Source organism: Cyclobacterium plantarum, assembly GCF_011290685.1.
Classification (GTDB): domain Bacteria; phylum Bacteroidota; class Bacteroidia; order Cytophagales; family Cyclobacteriaceae; genus Cyclobacterium; species Cyclobacterium plantarum.
In genome coordinates this window covers 253834-274043 of record NZ_JAANYN010000008.1, presented here as the reverse complement: position 1 = coordinate 274043, position 20210 = coordinate 253834, and the positions used below count along the sequence as shown (strand labels likewise).

Here is a 20210-nt window from a genome sequence, read left to right as displayed (position 1 = left end):
GCAAAAATCGGCAGCAATAATTCTGCACTCTGGTCTTGACTTGCTGATGTATATTCAAGGATTTAAATGTTGAGAAAGTCGCCGAATAGGCTTAGGAAATGATACAAATTAGGAAATTTCTGAGATAAAAAAGCATTTGGAAAAAGTTAAAATGGGGGTTAATTTTTTAGTGGCTTGGAAAAATCAGGTGACAATTGCCGCGCTGCTTCCTCAAAATCGATGAATTCTTCCAAATCCAATAAGGATAAAACCACAAATTCATTTTCGCTGAGGTAATCCAGATATCTGCCAAAAAGCTCCGGCGAGGTATTTACCCATGGATGCTCCAGGTCAGGCACCCCATGTAGGGTCAGAATAACCACCTTTCCATCCTTAGCTTTTGTAAGTGCATCAAAAATCACCTGTTCGTTCGTATCATCCGTGGCCCAGCTAGGCAGGAGATAGGGGTGGTCATTAAGGGGATCGTATACCCGGCTTCCACCCGCTCTTGCTATCCGGTATTCCTTCTCCTCCAGTACATCTAATACCGTTTCGCTCATGCTATAACCCGGATAAGCAAAACTTACAGGACTTCCCATATCCAGAGAATCCATTTTACCCTCAATGTATTCAATTTGATTGAGGATTTCATCTTTTAACAGTTTTCCCACAGGTGCATGGGTATGGGTATGGTTGGCTACTTCAAACCCCATCCTGTCAAGGGCTTGCATTTGCCGCCAGTTCATGTATTTGCTGCTATCCGCATGGTTAGGCGGAAATTCGCAAACAAAAAAAGTAGCTCCAAAGCCCCTTTCCCTTAGCAGTGGTGCAACGTGGGCATAATGGCTTGCGGGTGCATCGTCAAAAGTCAACACTACCGTTTTATCTGGTATAGGTTTTTTGAGGATCTGTGCCTGGCCTAAACCCGGAGAGAACCCCAAAGAGAACAGGAGAGAGACAAGAAATACCTCTCTCATGTTATTTGCTATTATATGTTGTGCCAAATAAAAGATTTGGATCATTTCAATTTTTCTTTATCAACGGGCATATAGTTTAAGGTTCTTCATGGCCCAGGTTTCATCCCGACCTTCCTTCAGCACCATGCGAACATGTGTTGCAGGGCTTTCAGCATCCCATGGAATCTGATTGATTCCTTTTTTACCTTTTTCTGAGGCCACTTCTTTCCAGGAATTACCATCGGGAGAAACCTCTATCGTAAAATGTTGCGGATATTGTTCATCTCCTGCATCAAACTGTATTTCCACCAGGGTTTGCGGACTGGGGAGGTTTATCTGGAACCACATACCCTTTTCTTGTTCGTCCTCTGTTCTCCAACCCTTAAAGCCAAATGCATAGCTTGGATCACGTGTTGAGCCTACACCTTGCAGGGCAGTACTGCTGGCACTTACCTTCCAGTTGTCCTGGGGAAAAAGCTGTTTGGGAACTTCCGCCACCAGGGCATCATGGGAATAATTGCCACTTTGTTCTTTGGTAGCTTCCCGAATTTGAGAAACGTATTCCGGGCTGATAAAGCTACCCTGATTGCCAAAGTCATTGCGGATATAGGATACCACAGATGCTATCCACTCGTCTGTATTTTCTCCCATGGCTATCATGACCCCCTCATATTCTTTCCCTTCTATGGCACCTGTGAGGCCATGCAATAAGGTCTTAACAGCATATTCCGGGTGACCTTGTATCCTTGGAGATCCGGAAAAACCAGGTGCAATAAGGTCTCCATCATCTCCTGTTGGCGTTCCCAGCCCTTTTATCCCATGGCAAGTGGCGCAATAACTGTCAAAGATGGATTTTCCATGATCAAAAAGCACCCTTTCTTCTGCCGTATACCGGGTGGCTGCACGCTCCTTAGCAGCAGCGATTTTCTCAAGTATTTGCCGGGCAACGGTTTGCACCCCTTTGGCTTGATTGTTGGAAAGGACCGTTTGTAACTGATCTTCAATGCCTTCAAAATTCAGTAGATAGGCACTCAGCAAAGCCTGCACAGCAACCTCAGGATCAGAATCTCCGATCATTTTTTTGTAATCCATTTCAAGGCTTTTTTCACCGTATTTATAGAGGGTTTCTCCAGCTCTTAGCGCCTGAATTCGAAGGTTTGGATTACTTTCCTCAAACCATTCACGCAGCAAATTTGCCTTTAAAAATCCTAATCCCTCTAATGTCCATAAAGCATGGATGCGGGCCAGTTCATTGTCATGATCTCTGGCCATTTGCTCTAGTTCGGGAACGACCGAACGGTCCTGGCGCAAGATCAGTAGTTGCTGGGCTTTGTCCCGCCACCAGCCATTGGAATGAGTCAGGTGCTGAACGAGTTCACTAGCCGATTCTTCAAACATGCGTGGTTTCTCGGTACCTCTGGAATGGTCCTTATGTGTCAGCCGCCAGATGCGTCCATTGCCGACGATATCGTCCATTTGGTACTGCTGCAGTTTGGTACGCAGGTAACTGCCTTCCTGGGTCCAATTGCCCTCCTGTATGATACCCCGGTACATGTCAACAATGTACATGGTGCCATCCGGGGCTGTGGCCATGTCTACTGGTCGGAACAGCGGATCCGTAGATTGGATAAACTCCGTTCCCTGCTCACGGTATTCGTTTTGAATATAAGTCAGTCCTTCTGACTTATCAGACCTGACCTGCCTGACAATCCGGCCTACGGGTTCCCCGTAAAAATATTGGTTGACCAGTTCTTTGGGCAGCCGGTCCCCACGGAACACATCGTTTCCTGCTGCGCCGGTCACGTTATTTAAGGAACCATCGGGTTTGGTTTCTCTCATGCCCGGTTCGAAATCGGCCAAGGCGACCAGGCTAAAGGGTTCCCGAAACCCCTCCTGAAACTGTCCTTCAATCCTGAAATTACCGTAAACGATAGGGAAATTAAAATTTTGAGGTACACCCCCGGCACCATCCTGAAACCATACCTGACCATAATTGTCCTGGGTTACGCCCCACTGTCCATAAGGATTTCCGGTGGGTTCCTGGATCACCCCATCGGGTGTCCAACGGATCCGGCGCATGTTATAAGTACTGTACATCCAATTGTCCATGGTCCAGGTCAGAAAGCTGGTTTGGTGCTCCACATTGCCCGAGCGGCCTAATCCAGTGGCAAAAAGCTCCTTGGTATCCGCCTGGCCATCATTATCGGTATCGGTGTATTTATAAACATGGTCTTCATTGGATTCCATGGATAGAATGGTATTGGGTCCGAAAGGAACCACAAACCGAGGGAACACCAGGCTGTCCAGAAAAACCACTCCTGTTTCGTAGATACCATCGTCATCCTTATCCTCCCAACGGGAAATGCGACCTGCTGGCATCAGCTCCCCCGTGGCATCAATATCTTGCATATAGGTCCTTAATTCCAATACGTACATCCTTCCATTGCCATCAAATTGGATGGCTGCAGGTTCCTGAATATGTGGTTCGGCCAGAATTGGCTCTATTTGATAGCCAGGTTGAAGGTGAAAGGTCTTTTGCTCTTCAACAGCGGATAAGGGAACTACCGGTGCGGTGGGGGTAAGGTCAATGCCATTCCAGCGGGCAGACTCCATATCCACTCCATCGGGGATGCCGACTTGGGGATAGGGAGCTTCGGTTCTTTTAGGATCCAGGCGGTCTGCAGGAGAAATATCAAAAACAGGTTTTTGTAATTCCTGTTTTTGACAGGCGGCAAGCAGGAAAAACAAATAAAAACAGTAAGCGAAATATTTATTCATCAGTAAAATGGTGTTTTTTCTCTTTCAATTTTGAGGGATTCAATTCCAGATGGTGCAGCTGAAAATGAAAAGCAACGGCCAAAATAGGGCATTTTTATAAAAAACCACGTACCGAAAAAATAATTTTTAGCGGTTTTTCTGTCAAGTTCACCAATTATGTACTAATTTGATTGGATAACCAAATGCAATATGAAAACAGAATGGCAACCGACCGGATATATTTTACTTTTCATTTATTCATTTTTGGGAATGGCTTGTGGGTCCGATTCCAATAATTATACCTTAGAGAACTATTCTGAGGTCCCCAAAATGGACGTTCACGTCCATATAGAGACCGATCGCAGCCTGTTTGTGGAAAAGGCTGCCAGGGATGGCTTTAGGTTGATCAATGTAGCCCTGGAATATACCGATGGATGGAATGATGTATACCAGAAATTTGACTATGGCAGGCAGCAGGAACAGGCCAATCCTGAAAAGTTAGCCAATGTGACCGCTTTTGCGGTATCAAATTGGGACAGTCCGGATTGGGAGGAAAAAGTGATCCACTGGTTAGACAGCTGCTTTGAACAGGGAGCACTGGGCGTCAAAGTCTGGAAAAATATAGGCATGGTCTCCCGGGATACAGCCGGAAACCTGATACAAATTGACGATGCTCGTTTTGATCCCATTTTTGAACATATTCAAAAGCGGGGTAAAACCCTTATGGGTCATCTGGCTGAGCCTAAGAATTGCTGGCTTCCCCTGGATGAGATGACCACAAATAATGATAGGAATTATTATGGCAACCATCCCGAATACCACATGTACCTGCAGCCCGAAATGCCCAGCCATGAGGAGCTGATCCAACGTAGAGACAACATGCTGGAAAAGCATCCTAACCTAAAATTTGTAGGAGCCCACATGGGAAGCCTGGAATACGATGTGGAAGAATTGGCCAGGACCCTGGACCGTTTTCCCAATATGGCTGTGGATCTGGCGGCACGCATGGGGCAGGTATTTTACCAAACAGCTGAAGACCGTGAAAAAGTGCGGGAATTCTTTATCCGGTACCAGGACCGCCTCCTTTATGCCACAGACCTGTCCGATAACGGAAGCAGGACTGAGGAGGAGTTGTACGCTGCCATGGATGCGGCCTGGAAGCGGGATTGGGAATTTTTTGTTAGCGATAACATGATGGAAAGCGACCTGATCAACCGGCCCTTTAAAGCGCTGCAATTGCCCAAAGAGGTGGTCGATAAGGTGTTTTATGAAAATGGCCTGAAGTGGTTTGGGATGAGAGATTAAGGGATTTTTACAATAAATTTATAGGGTGTAAACAAAAAATTCCAGTCAATTTCACATAAACACGATTCAACTAAATAATTTCTTTTGAAAATGAAAACAACTTTACTCACATTGCTGGTAGCAACGGTATGGACTACTGTCGTGTCACAGCAAATTCAGGGTGAAATTCGGTCTCACCCCAAAAAAGCAATGGACATGGTGCTCATGCCATTTGGTTTGGATCATTCGATTTCAACCGGGACAGTTGATAAAAATGGTGCTTTTTCCATTGACCTGGGGAGTAAAGATTTCCAGAATGTACCGCAGGAGGTTAAATCCATGTTTATGAGTGATTTGTATTTTAGCTTTCATTTCAATTGTGGGGATGGCGATGATTTCGGAGAAAATCATGATGTGCCGGCTGCCCGGGTAGACTATGTTCGGCTTCTTCAGAAAGACCAATGGGCCGGAACCGTTTTTTTGGTATCTGAGGAAAAACTCATACCCTGGCTGGAAGACGAAGCCTATAATCCGGCTGTAGTAGGCAAGTTTTGGGAGGTAGTATATTTGGAAGGTGATTTGAAAGTGAATACAAGTTGCACTTTCCCGAAATTTGTGGACTCAGATACGAATGTTGAAGTCACCTATGCCTATCAATTGGACTTAAAGCCGGGATTCAATTGGGTTGAATACCAAATAGAGGAGGTACACCAAACCGAAGAAGGCCAAATGGCTTCTTTTCCTTCAAAAGTAAATATCACAAACTTGTCCGACCCTTCAGAAATGTTATGGATAGGTAAATATTATTGACATGGACAAGGATGGTGATAAGGATATTGTGATAGCAGACAGTGATCAGACCGCTTGCCGGATTGCCTGGCTTGAAAACGATGGGCTTGATTCCCCTACTTTTAAGGCCCACTATTTGCCTGTGACAGCACCGGGTACCAATGGCTCATTTCATTCCCTTGCTCTTGCGGATTTTGATGGAGACGGGGATATGGATATTTTTACTGTCGAACAGGAAGACCCTACTATTTTTCCTGAGGGTAGGGGACCACGCTGGTATATTTGGGAAAATATGGATGGCAAAGGGGGTGAATTTGAGGAGAGGGTGATATTTGACGGAAACCTGGGGGGGCACGATGCATTGATTGGAGATATTGATGGTGACGGTGATCCGGATATCGTATCCAAAATCTGGAAACGCTGGCCTGGCAATGCCAATGGTGGTAAGGAACATGTTTCCTGGCTGGAAAATCTTGCGATATAATAAAATAATTTCAATGACAAATTTTTAAATGGCTACTGCAGAGCGATAAGTTTGCAGTTCTCAATTTAATGATTGTAACTAATCCATCTGTTTAGAGAATAATTTGATCCTTGCCTTTATTCAATGCTGTTGAGTAATTCAGTACTTAAAAATATAAAATTAGTTTAAAACCTGCTATGCCCGAAATCGTCATTAATGCCCGAGAGGCTGCCATAGGACCAGGAATGAAGGTCAATCGTATTTTGCCATTTCGCAAACGCCGCATGGTAGGTCCTTTTATCTTTATGGACCATGCCGGACCGGTCAGCCTGGGTACTGAAAAAGGCAAGGATATGGACGTGCTTCCTCATCCTCATATTGGCCTGTCTACCGTAAGTTATTTGTTTAAAGGCAAGGTTACCCACAGGGATAGCCTGGGTGTAAAGCAAATTATCGAACCTGGAGAAGTCAACTGGATGACGGCTGGAAAGGGCATTGCCCATAGTGAACGCTTTGAGGATCCTGCAGTGCTGGCCGGAGGGCAGCTGGAAATGATCCAGACCTGGGTGGCCTTGCCTGAAAAAGACGAAGAGTCGGATCCTACTTTCTTAAATTATCAAAAAGATCGGTTGCCTGTATTCGAGGAAAAAGGAATATGGATGCGGCAGATAGCAGGGGAGGCCTATGGTTTGAAAAGTAATGTACCTACCCACTCCCCGCTGTTTTACCTGCATGTGGAATTGAAAAAAGGTTATCGCCTGGATGTTCCGCTGGGGTACGAAGAGAGGGGATTGTATGTAGCCAAAGGTACATTGGCATTGGGTAGCCAACAGTATACCAAAGGGCAATTGCTGGTATTTTCGAAAGAGGAGCAAGCCAATATCTTTGCGCAGGAAGATTGTACGCTGATGTTGCTTGGCGGAGATCCGGTAGGAGAGCGCTTTATCTGGTGGAATTTTGTGAGTAGCCGTAAAGAACGCATAGAGCAGGCGAGGGAGGACTGGAAGCAAGGAAGAATTGATTTGCCACCGGATGATAAGGATACCTTTATTCCACTACCTGATGACAAATTCCGCAGAAAAGATCCTCCACCGGAAGCCTTATCATAGGGCTGTTTGTTGGGATTAGTATACATCCATACCCTTAAGTAATTGGTAGAACTGGATTTCCATTTAAGTTAGCTCTGGTATTCTACCCAGAATGATAAAGATTTCACTTTCATTTTTGTTTGAATTTCGAACTGTTTATTAGGTAGACAGGTAAGTGGCTGTTTTGATTGAATTTTTTGTTTGTTTATTTGAAAAATTTACCTGCTTATTTGCGGGATATTGTCGATTTAATTTCAGCCGTAATGAAGAGAAAAAAATTTTACCTGGCACTGTTCTTATTTCTCCTTGGAATGTTGGGTATGTTGTCCATCTTAACCCTGGATATCCCCTTGCCGGAGGAGCTTGTTTCGATACTGGTAGAAAAGTTTACTCCTTTGCAAATTAAGCTGTTGACTTTGGTCAACCCTACCATTATTTTGATAATTGCGTTGATTGTGGGTACTCTCCTTTACCAGAAGGTAAATCTGAGTGTTCCTATTATTGAGAAAGTGGTGGGAATAAAGCAGGAATCGCCAAACCTTCGCGAAATCGCAATTTATGGACTTCTTGGGGGAGCGCTCACAGGTTTGTTACTCAGCATTCTCGGTTTATACAGGTACATTTCCCCCACGGAGTTTGAACTTCTGAACACATCTCTCCAACTTACTCTTTCAGCAAGGTTTTTATACGGTGGGATCACCGAGGAAATCTTTATGAGGTTTGGATTGATGACGCTGATGGTTTGGATCGGTGCGAAATTTTTTAAGAGTACCCCTGTCTATGTGTATTGGATTGGGATTGTCCTCTCCGCGTTTATTTTTGCCATTGGGCATTTTCCAGTAGTTTATCAAGTTGTGGAAAACCCCAGTATTATACTGATAGCTTATGTCCTTACCGGCAATTTTGTAGGTGGCCTTGTTTTCGGATGGTTATATTGGAAAAAAGGATTGGAAAGTGCATTTCTCGCCCATATTTTCACCCATGTTGTGTTGGTTATCACCGAAAAAGTATTTTTATAATTTTCCAATTGCATTTTTGGATTTTGGAATTCTTATTATTGATAGTAGGAGTAATTGCCTTGCTATCAGTTAAAAAAAATAACGAACTATGATTCATTACACTAAATAAAAAAACCCACACCAAAACTTACTTTGATGTGGGTTTTCGGATTTTTATTCTGGTTAGTTATTTTTTAGCCAGTAACACCACCGCCTTTACAGCAACTTCGCTCCAGGTTTTGCTTACCCCATCAGATCCTGTATGCAGGGCTTCGCAAGCTTTATTGATAGATGCTACGGCATCCAAGGCATCCCAGTTGCCCAGTTCCATTACCCCATCAAAAACGAATTTGGTATCATCTACCACCGAATATTCCAAGGGGATGGTTTCTGTTTGTCCGTTTAGGGTAACGTCGATGGAGCATTGCTGATTGGCATCCACTTTGAATACACCTGATATCAGCTCGGTGTTTTCCAATGCACCAAAGAAAAATTCTAAAATTTTGGGATCTCTGGTTCCTGTTGGATCATTGGTAAATAAACTGCTGACCGGAATGCTGAATTCCGTACCGTTCATGGCTTCCAGTGCCGTTTCCCCGGATCCGAAATTATTGATATTTATATTGGTAAATTCACCGCCCACTGGTACCTTATCCGTGGTCTTATAAGCCACGAAACTTACTTTTGTCGAGTCCCTTACCAGGCTAAAGTTTTCTTCGCTTGCCTGTGTTTCGGTTTCTTCAACTTTGGTGGAATTGTTGCAAGAGTAGAAAGCAAGCAATGCCAGGCCTAGTGCAATTTGGGATAGTTTTTTCATGTGTTCAGAAAATGTAGTTTTAGTTATTAATTTTTGTGAATTATATCTGTTGCATTAAAATACGCTGACTATTATTAAATTTCATTACTGGGTAACAATTTTCTCGATAAAAACCGAAGCTACGCTATCTGGGTATCAAATTCAAAAATTTATTTAAAAATCGACACCTAGAAGCGTTAAATTCATGTGTACAAGAGGTCCTGGGCTGAGAAAGAAAGGAAGTATCCAATATAATAAGCTGAAGTGGCTCCTGGATATCGAAAGACCATTGGGGGATGATTTGTTAACATTTATCCGGATTCCAGTTCTCTGTTCAAAGGCAATTTATATCCTGCTGCTGTCATCTCCTCAAACCATCTTACTTGTGGTTGGTAAACCTTGCAGCTTGGTCCATTTTTATTTGCATTTTTCAATCTTAAATTTTTTTCTTTGCCAGGCTTTCCACAATTCAATCCAGAAAACACCAACAAAAGAAACGGCCAACGTTGCACCGATCAATTCCATATTGACATTTTCAAATTCAAAAACCGATTGGATAGACGGAACGATCAATATTATTACCAATAAAAGCAGAGAAATGCCTAAAACCAAAGGCACCAGTTTATTGGGGTATTTGATCGTTTTCAGTACCGAATAATAAAAGGATCTGTTTACTAACGTGAGAAAGACATTGCTTAATTACTTCATTTCTTTTATCACCCTACGAAATTTTCGAACTGCCTTCTTGCCTGTTTTATTCAATTCTCTAAAAATCAGCGGTCTGGTTTCCAAAGGATCCTCGCTAAGGTTGAAAATTTCACCATTGGCATAATATTTCCAATGGGTATTGTAAACAAAAGTCCGGGGAGTGAAATTTCCCCAATTGGGCGCATAATGGCAATATACCCATTCCCGCACTTGTCCGGAATAATCGGAATCTTTCAATTGGGGATAAAAGCTGACGCCATCGATCGGGTCTGGCAAATCTGCCGGATCTTTTCCGGACACTTGCAGCAGGGTTGGTAAAAAATCCGTCAAATCGATCAGGTTGGCGTTCCGGATTCCTGCTTTAATTGTCCCCGGCCAGTAAGCAAGAAGGGGAACGTGGGTTCCCAGATCATTGGTATATCCTTTATTGCCACGTAAGTCCTGCCCTTTAAACGGGGTGACTACATCCCGGTCCGTTCCATTATCACCAACAAATAAGATCAGCGTGTTTTCTGCCAGGCCTAAATCTTCCACTTTGTCAATGATCCGGCCAACCAATTTATCCATATGGCTGACCATACCTGGAAAATACTTTGGATCATTGATGCGGTTCTCAGGGTAATAGGAGGCAAAATCGGGGGAACCTGGATAGGGTTCAAAGGGATCATGGGTCAAGGCCATGGGGTAATAGGCAAAAAAGGGTTGACCGGCCTGCGCTTCCACAAAGTCTTCCAAATATGCCGTAAAGAGGTCCGGCCCATATTTACCGTCAAACTTTTCCACGCCACTACCTTTGGTTTCCAGTAGGGGATCCTTATACCGGGAACCGAGATCGCTTACCTGCCACAGCCGATAGGCATCGAACCCGGCTTCCTCCGGCAGGCTACCCACTTTTCCCCCGGCCAGTTCCCGCTGTCGGGCATTTCCGTAAAGCTGCCATTTGCCCACCACGCAGGTAGCGTAACCCTGTTCTTTTAGCCAGTGGGCCATCGTTTTTTCAGTAGGATCAAGCAGTCCGAAACCAATGTAGTTTCTGAAATTGTACTTCCCTGTCATCAGTTGTACCCTGGATGGGGTGCATAGGGGAGTGGCATGGGCATTTTCGAAGACCATACCCGCTGCAGCCATACGGTCGAGGGCAGGGGTACGGTGAAAGGTGTTGCCATATGCGGGCAACACTTCATATCCCAGGTCATCTGCCATGATCAATATGATATTGGGAGCTTGCTGGCTTTGAGAGGGGATAACAATGGAAATGCCCATTAGGAGGGTAATGGCCATCTTTAATCGTAGGGATAATTTCACAGGAAAGAGCTTTTGATTATAACTATCCATATTTGATTGATGTAGTATTAACTTAAGGCCTTTGTATTTTCAATATGTAGTCATTTGCGTTGCCACAAATCCAGGGAAACGGACTTGCCCGCATACACGCCCTGGGGCAAGTCGATCAAGATTTGAGTGGTATTGGCACTTCTGTTATATTTTGTACTGAATTCTCCGGTGGTATTTTTGTACCTTCCAGGAAGGTTTATCAAGAACTGCTCCCTTCTCCGGGTCGGGTCGGCAACTGTCAGGGATTGAATGGATTCCTGGTTCTTTTTGATCAGGACAATTCCAGGATGATCTACCACAACCGAACTGCCATCAGCCAAGGACAGCGTACCTTTCTGGTAAAATACAGCCTGGGTTTGTTCCAGGCCGGGGTGATGAACCGCCTGTATCCGCATGTCATTGGATAAAACGCGAAGGCCAGATTGAGCCATGGAAGCCAGTTCATCGGTAGTTGTCCCTGGAAGAACGGCATAGGCATAAGTTCCTTTCTGAGGTCGAATGCCGTGATTAAAATAAGCGGTCAGGACTTTTTTCCTGATTATTTTGGTGGAAACATTTTTTTGATCTGTAATATCCGCCCAGGCACCACTTTCTACCTGGTTCCTGACAGTCAGGGCTGCATCCTGGGGAAACCAATATCCTACACCATCGTGATACAACCATTCGAGACCTTCCAGAAGGTGCTCACCTTCCGGAAGTTGTCGCTCCGTTGTTCCCTGTTCCTTTACACGGATAGGAGCCCGGAGCAATACCTGATCTATGGTGCTGGCCACGGGATATGGTTTTTCTGAAGTAATTCCTGCTCCCAGGCAAACGTACATCCTGTCGAAAAAAAACCAAGCCTTTTTCGCCATTGTACTGTCGTGAGGACTGATAAAATCAAAACCAACGGCTCCAAAATAACCGTCTTCGGCTGCACCTACAAAGTCGGTTAAACCATCCATTTGGATATCCTCGGGTCCATGTAACTCAGGTTTTTGCAGGATGGTGGTACCAGAAATTTTTTGCCAGTCGTATACCGGCCAGATATCCTGATATTCATTGCCTTTCAGTAGCAGGTAATTGGTGCCATCAGCCCGGTGGTGAGTGGTTTTTCCCGGACCATTATAAGGTTTTTCCATATTGCGGTTTCGGGTAGAAAACATGCGCACAGTGGTATAAAAATCCGGTCTTTGCAGTACAAAATGCTCCGTTTGCCAGAAAAATTTGGCAAATGACAGGGAAGGGGAGCTTTCTCCCTTGCGCAAGCTAAGTACCTTTTCCAGCTCTTCTTGCCTGTAATCAGTACTACGTAACAGGCGTTCAATTTCCAAGGTTCCCCTGGGCTGAAATTCAGATTTGTTGGAAATGGACCTGTTTTTTACACTGATATCCTCATAGATACCATATACTAGCTGTTTGTACACCCCATCAAGATAGTAATCTACCAGCTGGTTGATCCTGTCCTTATCGAAAGCATATGAGGTTCCTGCTACATAATCTGCCCATTCACCGAAAGCATTGGCATATTTCCCATATCCGTAGGAAGTGGTGTTGTTTACCCGGTCTACCCGGTGGTGGAAGCTGTAATCGTGTTGAATGCCCCTTTCTCCGGTGCTGAATTTTATCTCATTGGCAATGATGGCAATGACATCGTCAAAAGCCTCTTTGTTTTCCATGAATAACATGTTTTTTGCCAATATGCCTGCTATAACTATCCGGTCTCCACTGGGTCTTGCTCCAGACGCTTCCATGTGGGCCCTGCCAATGATGGGCTGTGCTTTTTCTACCAAATCATCCGGTAATTCTTCTCCCATAAGAAGCATAAGATTCACCAGGTTTGTGGGGGTTGTGATTTGGTTGTTGTGCCAGTTATCACCTACAAAATCGTGGTCTACCCAATATTTCAAGGATAAATTGATCTTTTCTTTTAAGGCCGGATCATGATAATAAGGGGAAGTTTTTTTTGTAAAGGCTGTTGCCAGGTACACCAGATTTGAAGTATGTCGCCTGTGTGGGAATCCTGCTGTTCTGCTTAAATCCTCATAATTGATAGGAGTAAAAGCGCCTTTCGAATCCATCTGATTGAGTATTCCGTTTACCTCAGCCTTATTGATCTCGGTTTGTAATAATACAGCCACCACCCTTTTACGGATGGTATCCAATTCATTGGAAAGGCAGTTGAATGATTGCAGAAAAAATAAAATCATTATCGGCAACCATAACCTCCTGGAGCCTGTCCCTTGCATAGTGTAATTATTTTGGGTAATTTGGTTAAATATGGATTAAGAATAAAGGACCAACATACCTCCTTAATCTCCCTCTTGCTGCTTTTTTTCCTTTTCTTCCATTTTTTTCCTCAATGAAAGGGGCCGCATATCGGTCCAGACTTCCTCGATATAATCCAGACATTCCTGTTTGTTTCCTTTTTTCCCAACCGCATTCCAGCCCAGAGGCAATTCCCTGTCCGAGGGCCAGATGCTGTATTGTTCTTCATGGTTTACCACTACCTGGAATTCTTTATTTTCATCGTCCCACATCAAATAAATTGTTTTAAGTTATTTTCTAAAATGCGCAGGATATTCCTATATATGATGATCTAATCATATGGTGAATAGAAATACCTTTGTTTTTAATCCAAATGGATAATTTTAATACATGAAAGGTTTTGATATACTTGTTTATATTAAATGTACGGATTATTCCAAAATGTACAAGACTTAATTTTGTTTAGTTCAACAAATAGGAGATTATGACGGGTAAAGAAAGGTCCCCAGGAAAAATTACAAGAAAATAGGATATAGATTAGCTTAATTTCAATATTTATAGCTATATTTCAAAGTAAGTATTTGGTTTATAGCTTTTTAATTTTTCAAGGATGTCATCAAAAAATGGAATCATACCATCTTTTTCGGGGATTTTGTCCAATGAAGAAATTCATGCCTTGACCGACTGCTCTTCGGAAGGAAAATACCTGATGGTAAGCGTTTTTGATTTAGGGAAAAAGAAATTTTTATTCCACAATGATTCATTCAAAAATATCCTGGGCTACAGTTCCGAGGTAATGGAAAAGGGGGGCTGGGAGTTTTGGTTCCAGAAAATAAAACCTATGGAATTGTCAGGTATCCGTCAGCTAATTGAATCGCTGATTTCCAATCCTGACTGCTTGAATCATATCCCGCCAAGAAATTCTTACACCTATCATATTCAGGATATTTTTCAAAAATGGTACCTGATTCAACATCAGGTTTCACTTCTGATTAAATCAAATAATGATTTGATAATCAGTTATTTATATAATATCACTCATAAAGAACGTATTGAAAAGGTTTTTTCAGGGTTTCAGCTCTGGAGTCAGAATAGAAACATCGAAATTTCCAATAGGGAAAGGGAGGTGCTTCATTTGATTGGGGAAGGTTTTTCATCAAAACAAATTGCCGACAAACTTTATATCAGTATCCATACGGCCATTTCTCACCGCAAACACCTGATTGAAAAGTTTGCTGTCAAGAATACAGCCCAGTTGATCAAAGAGGCCTCCAAATCCGATATGATATAAATATCCCCATAAATGGGGATTGTGCCTTTTTTCAGATTTATATAAATTTATATTTAGTAATCAACTGTTTTGTTTTCAGGTGGTTACTGGATACAATTTTTCAAGCCAGCAAACCATCTACATGAAAAAACGAAATCCAAAATCCGCAATAACCGGACTCATAGGTCATCTAAGCCTAAAAACTTCGGTAGAGAAAAAAGCATCCTTAGAGCTAACATCACTTTTGACAAGGACAAATTTGGAATCCGGGACTGAACCGAACCGCCCCAATCCATTCTCATTCGAGAAATCTGATTTATTCCAGTCCGATACCATCAGCGATTCTCAAAAGAAAGCCATTCAGAAAATTGAAGAAGCCAGAAAAAAGAAAAATCCAGACACCCAATTTAAGGTTTTCCGAAGAGAAGTAGCCCTTAGGGATCCACTGATTTCCCAATCTGTATCTGACTGGTCTGCAGGATCAAAGGTTGATGAGACTGTAGGCCCTTTTAAAAACAAAGATGGCAGGCAATTTTGGTTTGATTTTTTGCCCATTGGTGCATTTACCGCCTTATACAAACAAGGGATTACTTCACCGGTATTGCTTTTCCAGGAAAGAAAATCCAGTGGAAAAGCCCCCATTAAAGCAAGGGAAGCTACACGAAAACTCCACCAATACAATCTGGGACAAGGAGGCGTCTGGATCAATGCCCGTCTATTTTCACCGAATGCGCCAGAAGGAGCTTTTACTGGACTGAGTATCAAATCGGGACTGATAAAAATGAGCCATCCGACCAAAACGGTCAATAAGAAGATAACGCTTCCGGCAAATGCCAAAATCGAGGTGGAGCTAAAACTTGAACAACAGGAAGTCAAGGATATTAACAAAAAAAGTCCCTATAGCAAGGCCGCTGCCTCTATGGTGCTCAACCTTCCAGCTACCCTGGATTTCAATATTTCAGGGAATACGGCGTCCATTTCTGCAATAGGAAGAGCAAGTTGGGACCTGATGGGACAAAAAATTGGTTTTAGCTGGCAGAAAAATCAATCGCTGAGCTATCATCCCCTGTTGAAGCGGATACTGATACCCTTTCAAGGATCAGCCAAAGCATTGAATTTGCAGCAAAATGAGTCAGATTTTAATTTTTTAAGTAACAAAGCCCTTATAGAAAATACTGGCTGGCTCCTTCCTATTACCCAACTGGACTTGTTGCAACCAACTTTTCCCGAAGGAACCGGCCAACTTTATGTTCGTACCGGACCAGGCCTGGTCAATTCCTGGGCAGGCCTGCAGGGTAGTGGTTTTAATCTTTCGCAGACCCACCTGTTGGCGGGTCCGGGACAATTGCTTTTGGTGGATTTTAGCGTTTCTAATGCGCATGCGAGCCAGGAACTGGAATTATGGAAAACGGAAGACCAGTTGGTGCCTTCAAAAGTTCAGCTTACGTTTCCACAATCCGGTCCTTTGATTTACCTCAGTCATGCCAATGGAAATGAGCTATTGATACGATTTTGTAATACGGATTTTCAGGTGGACCGTCCGGTCAAAGTGGATGGTACCTCACCATTGCTACAATCCAGGCATTCCCTGCTCATACTATCTGCTACCCCTGAAAACCGTTTGGTGTATCTTTTTGACGACAACTTGATTGCGGATACTGCCGAAATTGAAAATCAGGATCCCTATATACCGGAGCAGATGGCTCTGGCGATGAGCAATGCTTTATTTAAAGTCACCCAACCAAATGGCTGCTTGCTCTTTGGGGAGCTGGATGAAAATTTTTCCAAGGTCAGCGAAGGGTTTTTGTTCTTGTCTTTTGGACTTTTGGCCTATATTCCTACGCTACCGGATCCCTATGCCGCCAATCTGGGTTTGGTCAGGAGGCAGTTCAGGGAAGGTGAAAATCAACCCGGTGGGGCAGGAGCTACCTTACAAGGCTGGCTGATTGGAAGAACGGCCTTGTCTGCCGGGGATGCCGGGGATCAGGTTACAGTGTCGTTCCATTTTTCGCCTCTTGAGCAGCTTTTTGGTGGGATATCTCTGGATCAGCCAGAAGAAGAACCCGGGACCAATCCCGCAACACCAGGACCTGGCAATTTTTCATCGATTCCCGGAGAGTCAGCTTTTGTAGGGTCAAACTTTTCGGATCTTGAAAATCCGGGAGGCAGGCTTTCCGCCATGCGTTTTTCCGGCAACCTGGAACAATCCAATGTAATTGGATCTAATGACAATACAAGGTTGGCCAGCAGCACAAGCAGTGCTGCACCCATTCGAATTCCGGATTACGGCAGTCAATGGGATAAAGAATCCAGCAGGTATAGGAGGGATGTATTTGCCCTATTGGATGTTAGTACCAATGCAGACCTTTTCGGCATTAGCTTTGACTTGCTAAACCGCCGGGAATTTCAGGTGGATACCGAAAGGGATCCTGCTACCGGTGAAATTTTTTACAGTTTTTTCTCCCTACAGGTGCAAGGTCTTGATGTGGTCAGTGCAGGTGAAAATGTGCGTGCTTTTACCGTACCCCAAATTTCCTGGGAGCCGGTCATTAACCTTACCCCACCTGTACCACCACCCGATGATCCAATTTCAGGCGATCCTGCCGCAGGATTTAACTACTACCCCAATGATGGAGGTCCTACCCGAATAGCCAATAACAGCGAGGACAAAGTAGTGCTGGCCCCATTGCCTCTCACTGATTTTTTATTGGAAAAACGGAAAAATGAGGAAAATTTCAAAGCTTTCTCGTTTTTTACCCTGCCCTTTGGAATGAAGGCAGCAGCACTGTTAACGGAGAACTATCGGTATAACAATGTGAACCGGGAGGGGGGTAACCTGAGTGGACCAAAATTTAACTTTCAGGATCAGCTTCAATCCGGGCTTCAACTGCGCATGGATGCAGGTACCCCACTGAGAGAAGGAGACAGCCAAATGTTTATGGGAACCACGGTTCAAGTCAACAATATCCTCGATTTTTTGGGTAATGAAACGGGAAAAAGCACCCTGGGTGGTAGTGTTACGGAAATTTTCAACCGGGAATTTTTTTATGATAGCAATTACCCCTTTGAATTGTACAAACAGCGGGGCGTACCCGTAACCCGAATGGACCTGAGCGGTTATGGTGCCAATATGTATAGCAATTGGCTGAATACCAAAGCTGCTGTGGCAGAAACCAGCCAGGCAAAATTTGATGTCATGATGGGAAGATGTTCCCACGAGATCATCCAGGTCAAAAGTATCCTATATCCCTGGGCTATAAAAGTGGTACGGACCATTACCCTTTTTCGGGTAAGTTCGGGATACGTTTACCGCTTTGATAGTGGATGGCGGGCAGAAAGTGACGGTAAATTTGATTTCAGGTATTATGTCTATGAAGACAATCCAGCCTTTCCTGGTGGACCTCCGGAAAACCCCGAACCACAGTTGATTGGAGTGGAAAAATCGGCCGAATTCCCAATTCATCCCGGATTGATCAAAGGATTGTTCAATGTATCCAATATCATCGAAACCAATGAAGTGGCGCCCTTTAATGAAAATGTGCTATTTGAAGAATCGGTAGACCAAGAAGGCAAGGAAGTGAATATTCCTCAAAATTTTGACATCAGTCTCCAGCCGGTTTATTTTGATGCAGATGTAGAAATTGAGGGAGTGACCGCAGGAATGGAAACCAAACCCACCGCTGAAGGGGAAAAGGCAGTGGTACCTTCCAGCAGGATTCTGGGATTCGTACAGCTTGGCCCCAAAGGCTTTCCATTAAATAATACAGCTTTGAAATTGCTGGTACAGCGGCAGGGTACCATAGGAGGAAGCATTGACTGTGAAGTAGAGGTGGTAGGAAGTAGCCAGAAAATGCGGTTCAGTCATTTTGACTTTAACAATTCTTTCGGTGAAAATGGATCGGATCCGGTCTTTTGCCTGGCAGGCAGAGGCAATGTTTTATTGCCTAAAGACGGCAGCTGGTCTATGGTCAAGCATGAACGGGCCAACGGAGAAGTTAGCCCTGTCCCTCCCAATTTTGGTATTCCGGTAATTCGCCCGGGCAAAGTGATCAAAGATGGGGAGGGTACAAAAATAGACCTTCCTGTTGGCACTGTACTGACCCGAATTGCCGAACCGCTGGAATTGTTTCGTCAACCGGTAAATGGTACCGTCAATTACGGGTTTTTGCAAAGTACCGATACACAAAAGGCTTTGTTACTCACCCCTTCTTTTCAAAATGGCGTAAAAAAACTGCTCAGCAAAACGCCTCCTTTGTTTGTAGATGCTTTTCGAATAGTCAATACCAAAGGGATTTTCCCCAATATAGGTGCCGGGGATAATTTTTCTGCACAGACCCTTGGCGAAGCGATACTGATGAAGAAAAACGGTTCCTTTCCCTTCGACCTGAATGCGCTGAAAGATCTGGGCCAGGATGTATTTGAATTGATGGATGTACAGGATACCCTTGATGGCATCAAGGAACAAGGCTTACAACTCCTGCACAATCCTGAGGAAATGTTTGACCTGCCCACTGAATTTGAATTGATTGATGTGGGGGAGGGCAATTTCAGGATATACATAGAATATGACAAAAAGGACAAAAACGGGAATGTGGAAGAGCCCGGATCCCTGGATTTTGACATCAACTCGGTGACGGAGAGCTGGAAAAGCAAAATGAACAATATCGGCCTGGTCATTGATCTGGCGGGAATAAAGCGGCTGATGACCATTAGGGGCAATTGGGATTCCGAAAATGGGAAGGAAGCTACCTATCCCAAACCCGATCTGGAATTTGCGCCTGCATTGGATCCTTTGGTTGATTTACTGGAAATACTTCAAAGTTTGCAGGAAGGTGATTACGGGGCTGCCGTTCAAAATGGCCTGCAATTGGCCATGAGCAATAAGGCGGGTAGCTGGGAATACAAGTTTGAAGCTTCCAAGGAAATACCTGTGATCCGCTTTCCCATTCCTGATGCGGTTTACAACGATCCCAACACACCTTTCAAGCTGGAAGCCGGCCTGAAAATCGGCGCCTACTTCAATGCGGCCCTTAAAGTAACTACAGATGCCAACGAACTGTTGCCTTCTGCTGGTGGAGTCCTAGGTTTTTATGGCCGGCTATCGGTAATGTGTGTATCCATTTCGGCAGCCACCATTTACGCCATTGGCCAGGCAGATGTGGACATTGCGGCAGACACGAAATTGGGGCCTTCTTTACGGATGAAATTTGGTTTTGGCGCTCAAATCGTTGTAGGGCTTCCTGTAGCGGGCAATGTGAGTGTATTGTTCGTCGTGGGTGCAGAAATATTTATTGCGGAAGGCATCGTGAAAGTTTCTGCATTTCTGCTTTTTGAAGGGCATGCCGAAATTCTGGGAGGGATCGTTTCCATCACCATCCGTATAGAAGCTAAAGGGACCTATGCCAGAAAAGAACTGGGTGGGGGAGACACCCGTACAGATCTGCAATGCCAGGTGACTTTTGGACTGGACATTAGCATTGCCTTTATCATCAATATCAGTTTCACCGAATCCTGGCAGGAACAACGCCGGATTGCATAAT

General features: G+C 44.1%; 13 protein-coding genes and 1 pseudogene. 7 read left to right on the top strand and 7 right to left on the bottom strand.

Annotated elements, in window-relative coordinates; genetic code table 11:
* Positions 1-158: 158 nt before the first annotated feature.
* Together G9Q97_RS18605 and G9Q97_RS18600 are read right to left on the bottom strand one after the other, a co-directional pair.
* Positions 159-956 carry a polysaccharide deacetylase family protein gene (locus G9Q97_RS18605; RefSeq protein WP_166149574.1) on the bottom strand — a complete coding sequence of 266 codons (798 nt, stop codon included), beginning with the start codon at positions 954-956 and terminating at the stop codon, positions 159-161.
* Positions 957-1016: 60 nt separating this feature from the next.
* Positions 1017-3713 (bottom strand): DUF7133 domain-containing protein, encoded by a 2697-nt coding sequence (locus G9Q97_RS18600; protein WP_166149572.1) that lies wholly within the window; start codon positions 3711-3713, stop codon positions 1017-1019.
* A gap of 189 nt (positions 3714-3902) precedes the next feature.
* On the opposite strand from G9Q97_RS18600, the gene G9Q97_RS18595 reads away from it, so the two are divergent.
* The 5 genes from G9Q97_RS18595 to G9Q97_RS18575 all read left to right on the top strand — a co-directional run bounded on the left by G9Q97_RS18595 (position 3903) and on the right by G9Q97_RS18575 (position 8335).
* Positions 3903-4997, top strand: coding sequence for an amidohydrolase family protein (locus tag G9Q97_RS18595; protein ID WP_166149570.1), 1095 nt, complete (start codon positions 3903-3905; stop codon positions 4995-4997).
* Between the two features lie 90 nt (positions 4998-5087).
* Positions 5088-5786, top strand: a complete 699-nt coding sequence (locus G9Q97_RS18590) for a hypothetical protein (protein ID WP_166149568.1) — start codon at positions 5088-5090, stop codon at positions 5784-5786.
* A 1-nt stretch (position 5787) separates the two neighbouring features.
* Positions 5788-6249, top strand: a complete 462-nt coding sequence (locus tag G9Q97_RS18585; RefSeq protein WP_166149566.1) for an FG-GAP repeat domain-containing protein — start codon at positions 5788-5790, stop codon at positions 6247-6249.
* Positions 6250-6425: 176 nt separating this feature from the next.
* Positions 6426-7337: a pirin family protein gene (locus G9Q97_RS18580; RefSeq protein ID WP_166149564.1), complete on the top strand. Its 912-nt coding sequence runs from the start codon at positions 6426-6428 to the stop codon at positions 7335-7337.
* A gap of 242 nt (positions 7338-7579) precedes the next feature.
* Positions 7580-8335 (top strand): CPBP family intramembrane glutamic endopeptidase, encoded by a 756-nt coding sequence (locus tag G9Q97_RS18575; RefSeq protein ID WP_166149562.1) that lies wholly within the window; start codon positions 7580-7582, stop codon positions 8333-8335.
* 166 nt (positions 8336-8501) lie between these two features.
* Here the strand turns inward: G9Q97_RS18575 and G9Q97_RS18570 are convergent, their stop codons facing one another.
* The 5 genes and pseudogenes from G9Q97_RS18570 to G9Q97_RS18550 all read right to left on the bottom strand — a co-directional run bounded on the left by G9Q97_RS18570 (position 8502) and on the right by G9Q97_RS18550 (position 13672).
* Positions 8502-9131, bottom strand: coding sequence for a YceI family protein (locus tag G9Q97_RS18570; RefSeq protein ID WP_166149560.1), 630 nt, complete (start codon positions 9129-9131; stop codon positions 8502-8504).
* A gap of 396 nt (positions 9132-9527) precedes the next feature.
* Positions 9528-9797 (bottom strand): annotated as a pseudogene (locus G9Q97_RS18565) (cation transporting ATPase C-terminal domain-containing protein); the annotation flags it as partial.
* A 12-nt stretch (positions 9798-9809) separates the two neighbouring features.
* A complete protein-coding gene (locus tag G9Q97_RS18560) occupies positions 9810-11123 on the bottom strand; it encodes a sulfatase-like hydrolase/transferase (protein WP_317168782.1) in 1314 nt (437 codons plus the stop codon).
* 80 nt (positions 11124-11203) lie between these two features.
* Entirely contained in the window at positions 11204-13342 is a 2139-nt protein-coding gene (locus G9Q97_RS18555) for a polysaccharide lyase family 8 super-sandwich domain-containing protein (protein WP_166149556.1), read from the bottom strand.
* Between the two features lie 102 nt (positions 13343-13444).
* Positions 13445-13672, bottom strand: a complete 228-nt coding sequence (locus G9Q97_RS18550; RefSeq protein WP_166149554.1) for an MbtH family protein — start codon at positions 13670-13672, stop codon at positions 13445-13447.
* A gap of 338 nt (positions 13673-14010) precedes the next feature.
* Between G9Q97_RS18550 and G9Q97_RS18545 the strand changes: the two genes are divergently transcribed.
* Positions 14011-14691, top strand: a complete 681-nt coding sequence (locus G9Q97_RS18545) for a response regulator transcription factor (protein ID WP_222852026.1) — start codon at positions 14011-14013, stop codon at positions 14689-14691.
* 121 nt (positions 14692-14812) lie between these two features.
* The gene (locus tag G9Q97_RS18540; RefSeq protein ID WP_166149547.1) at positions 14813-20209 is read left to right on the top strand and encodes a hypothetical protein; all 5397 of its coding nucleotides are present in this window, start codon (positions 14813-14815) and stop codon (positions 20207-20209) included.
* The last annotated feature ends 1 nt before the right edge of the window (position 20210 follow it).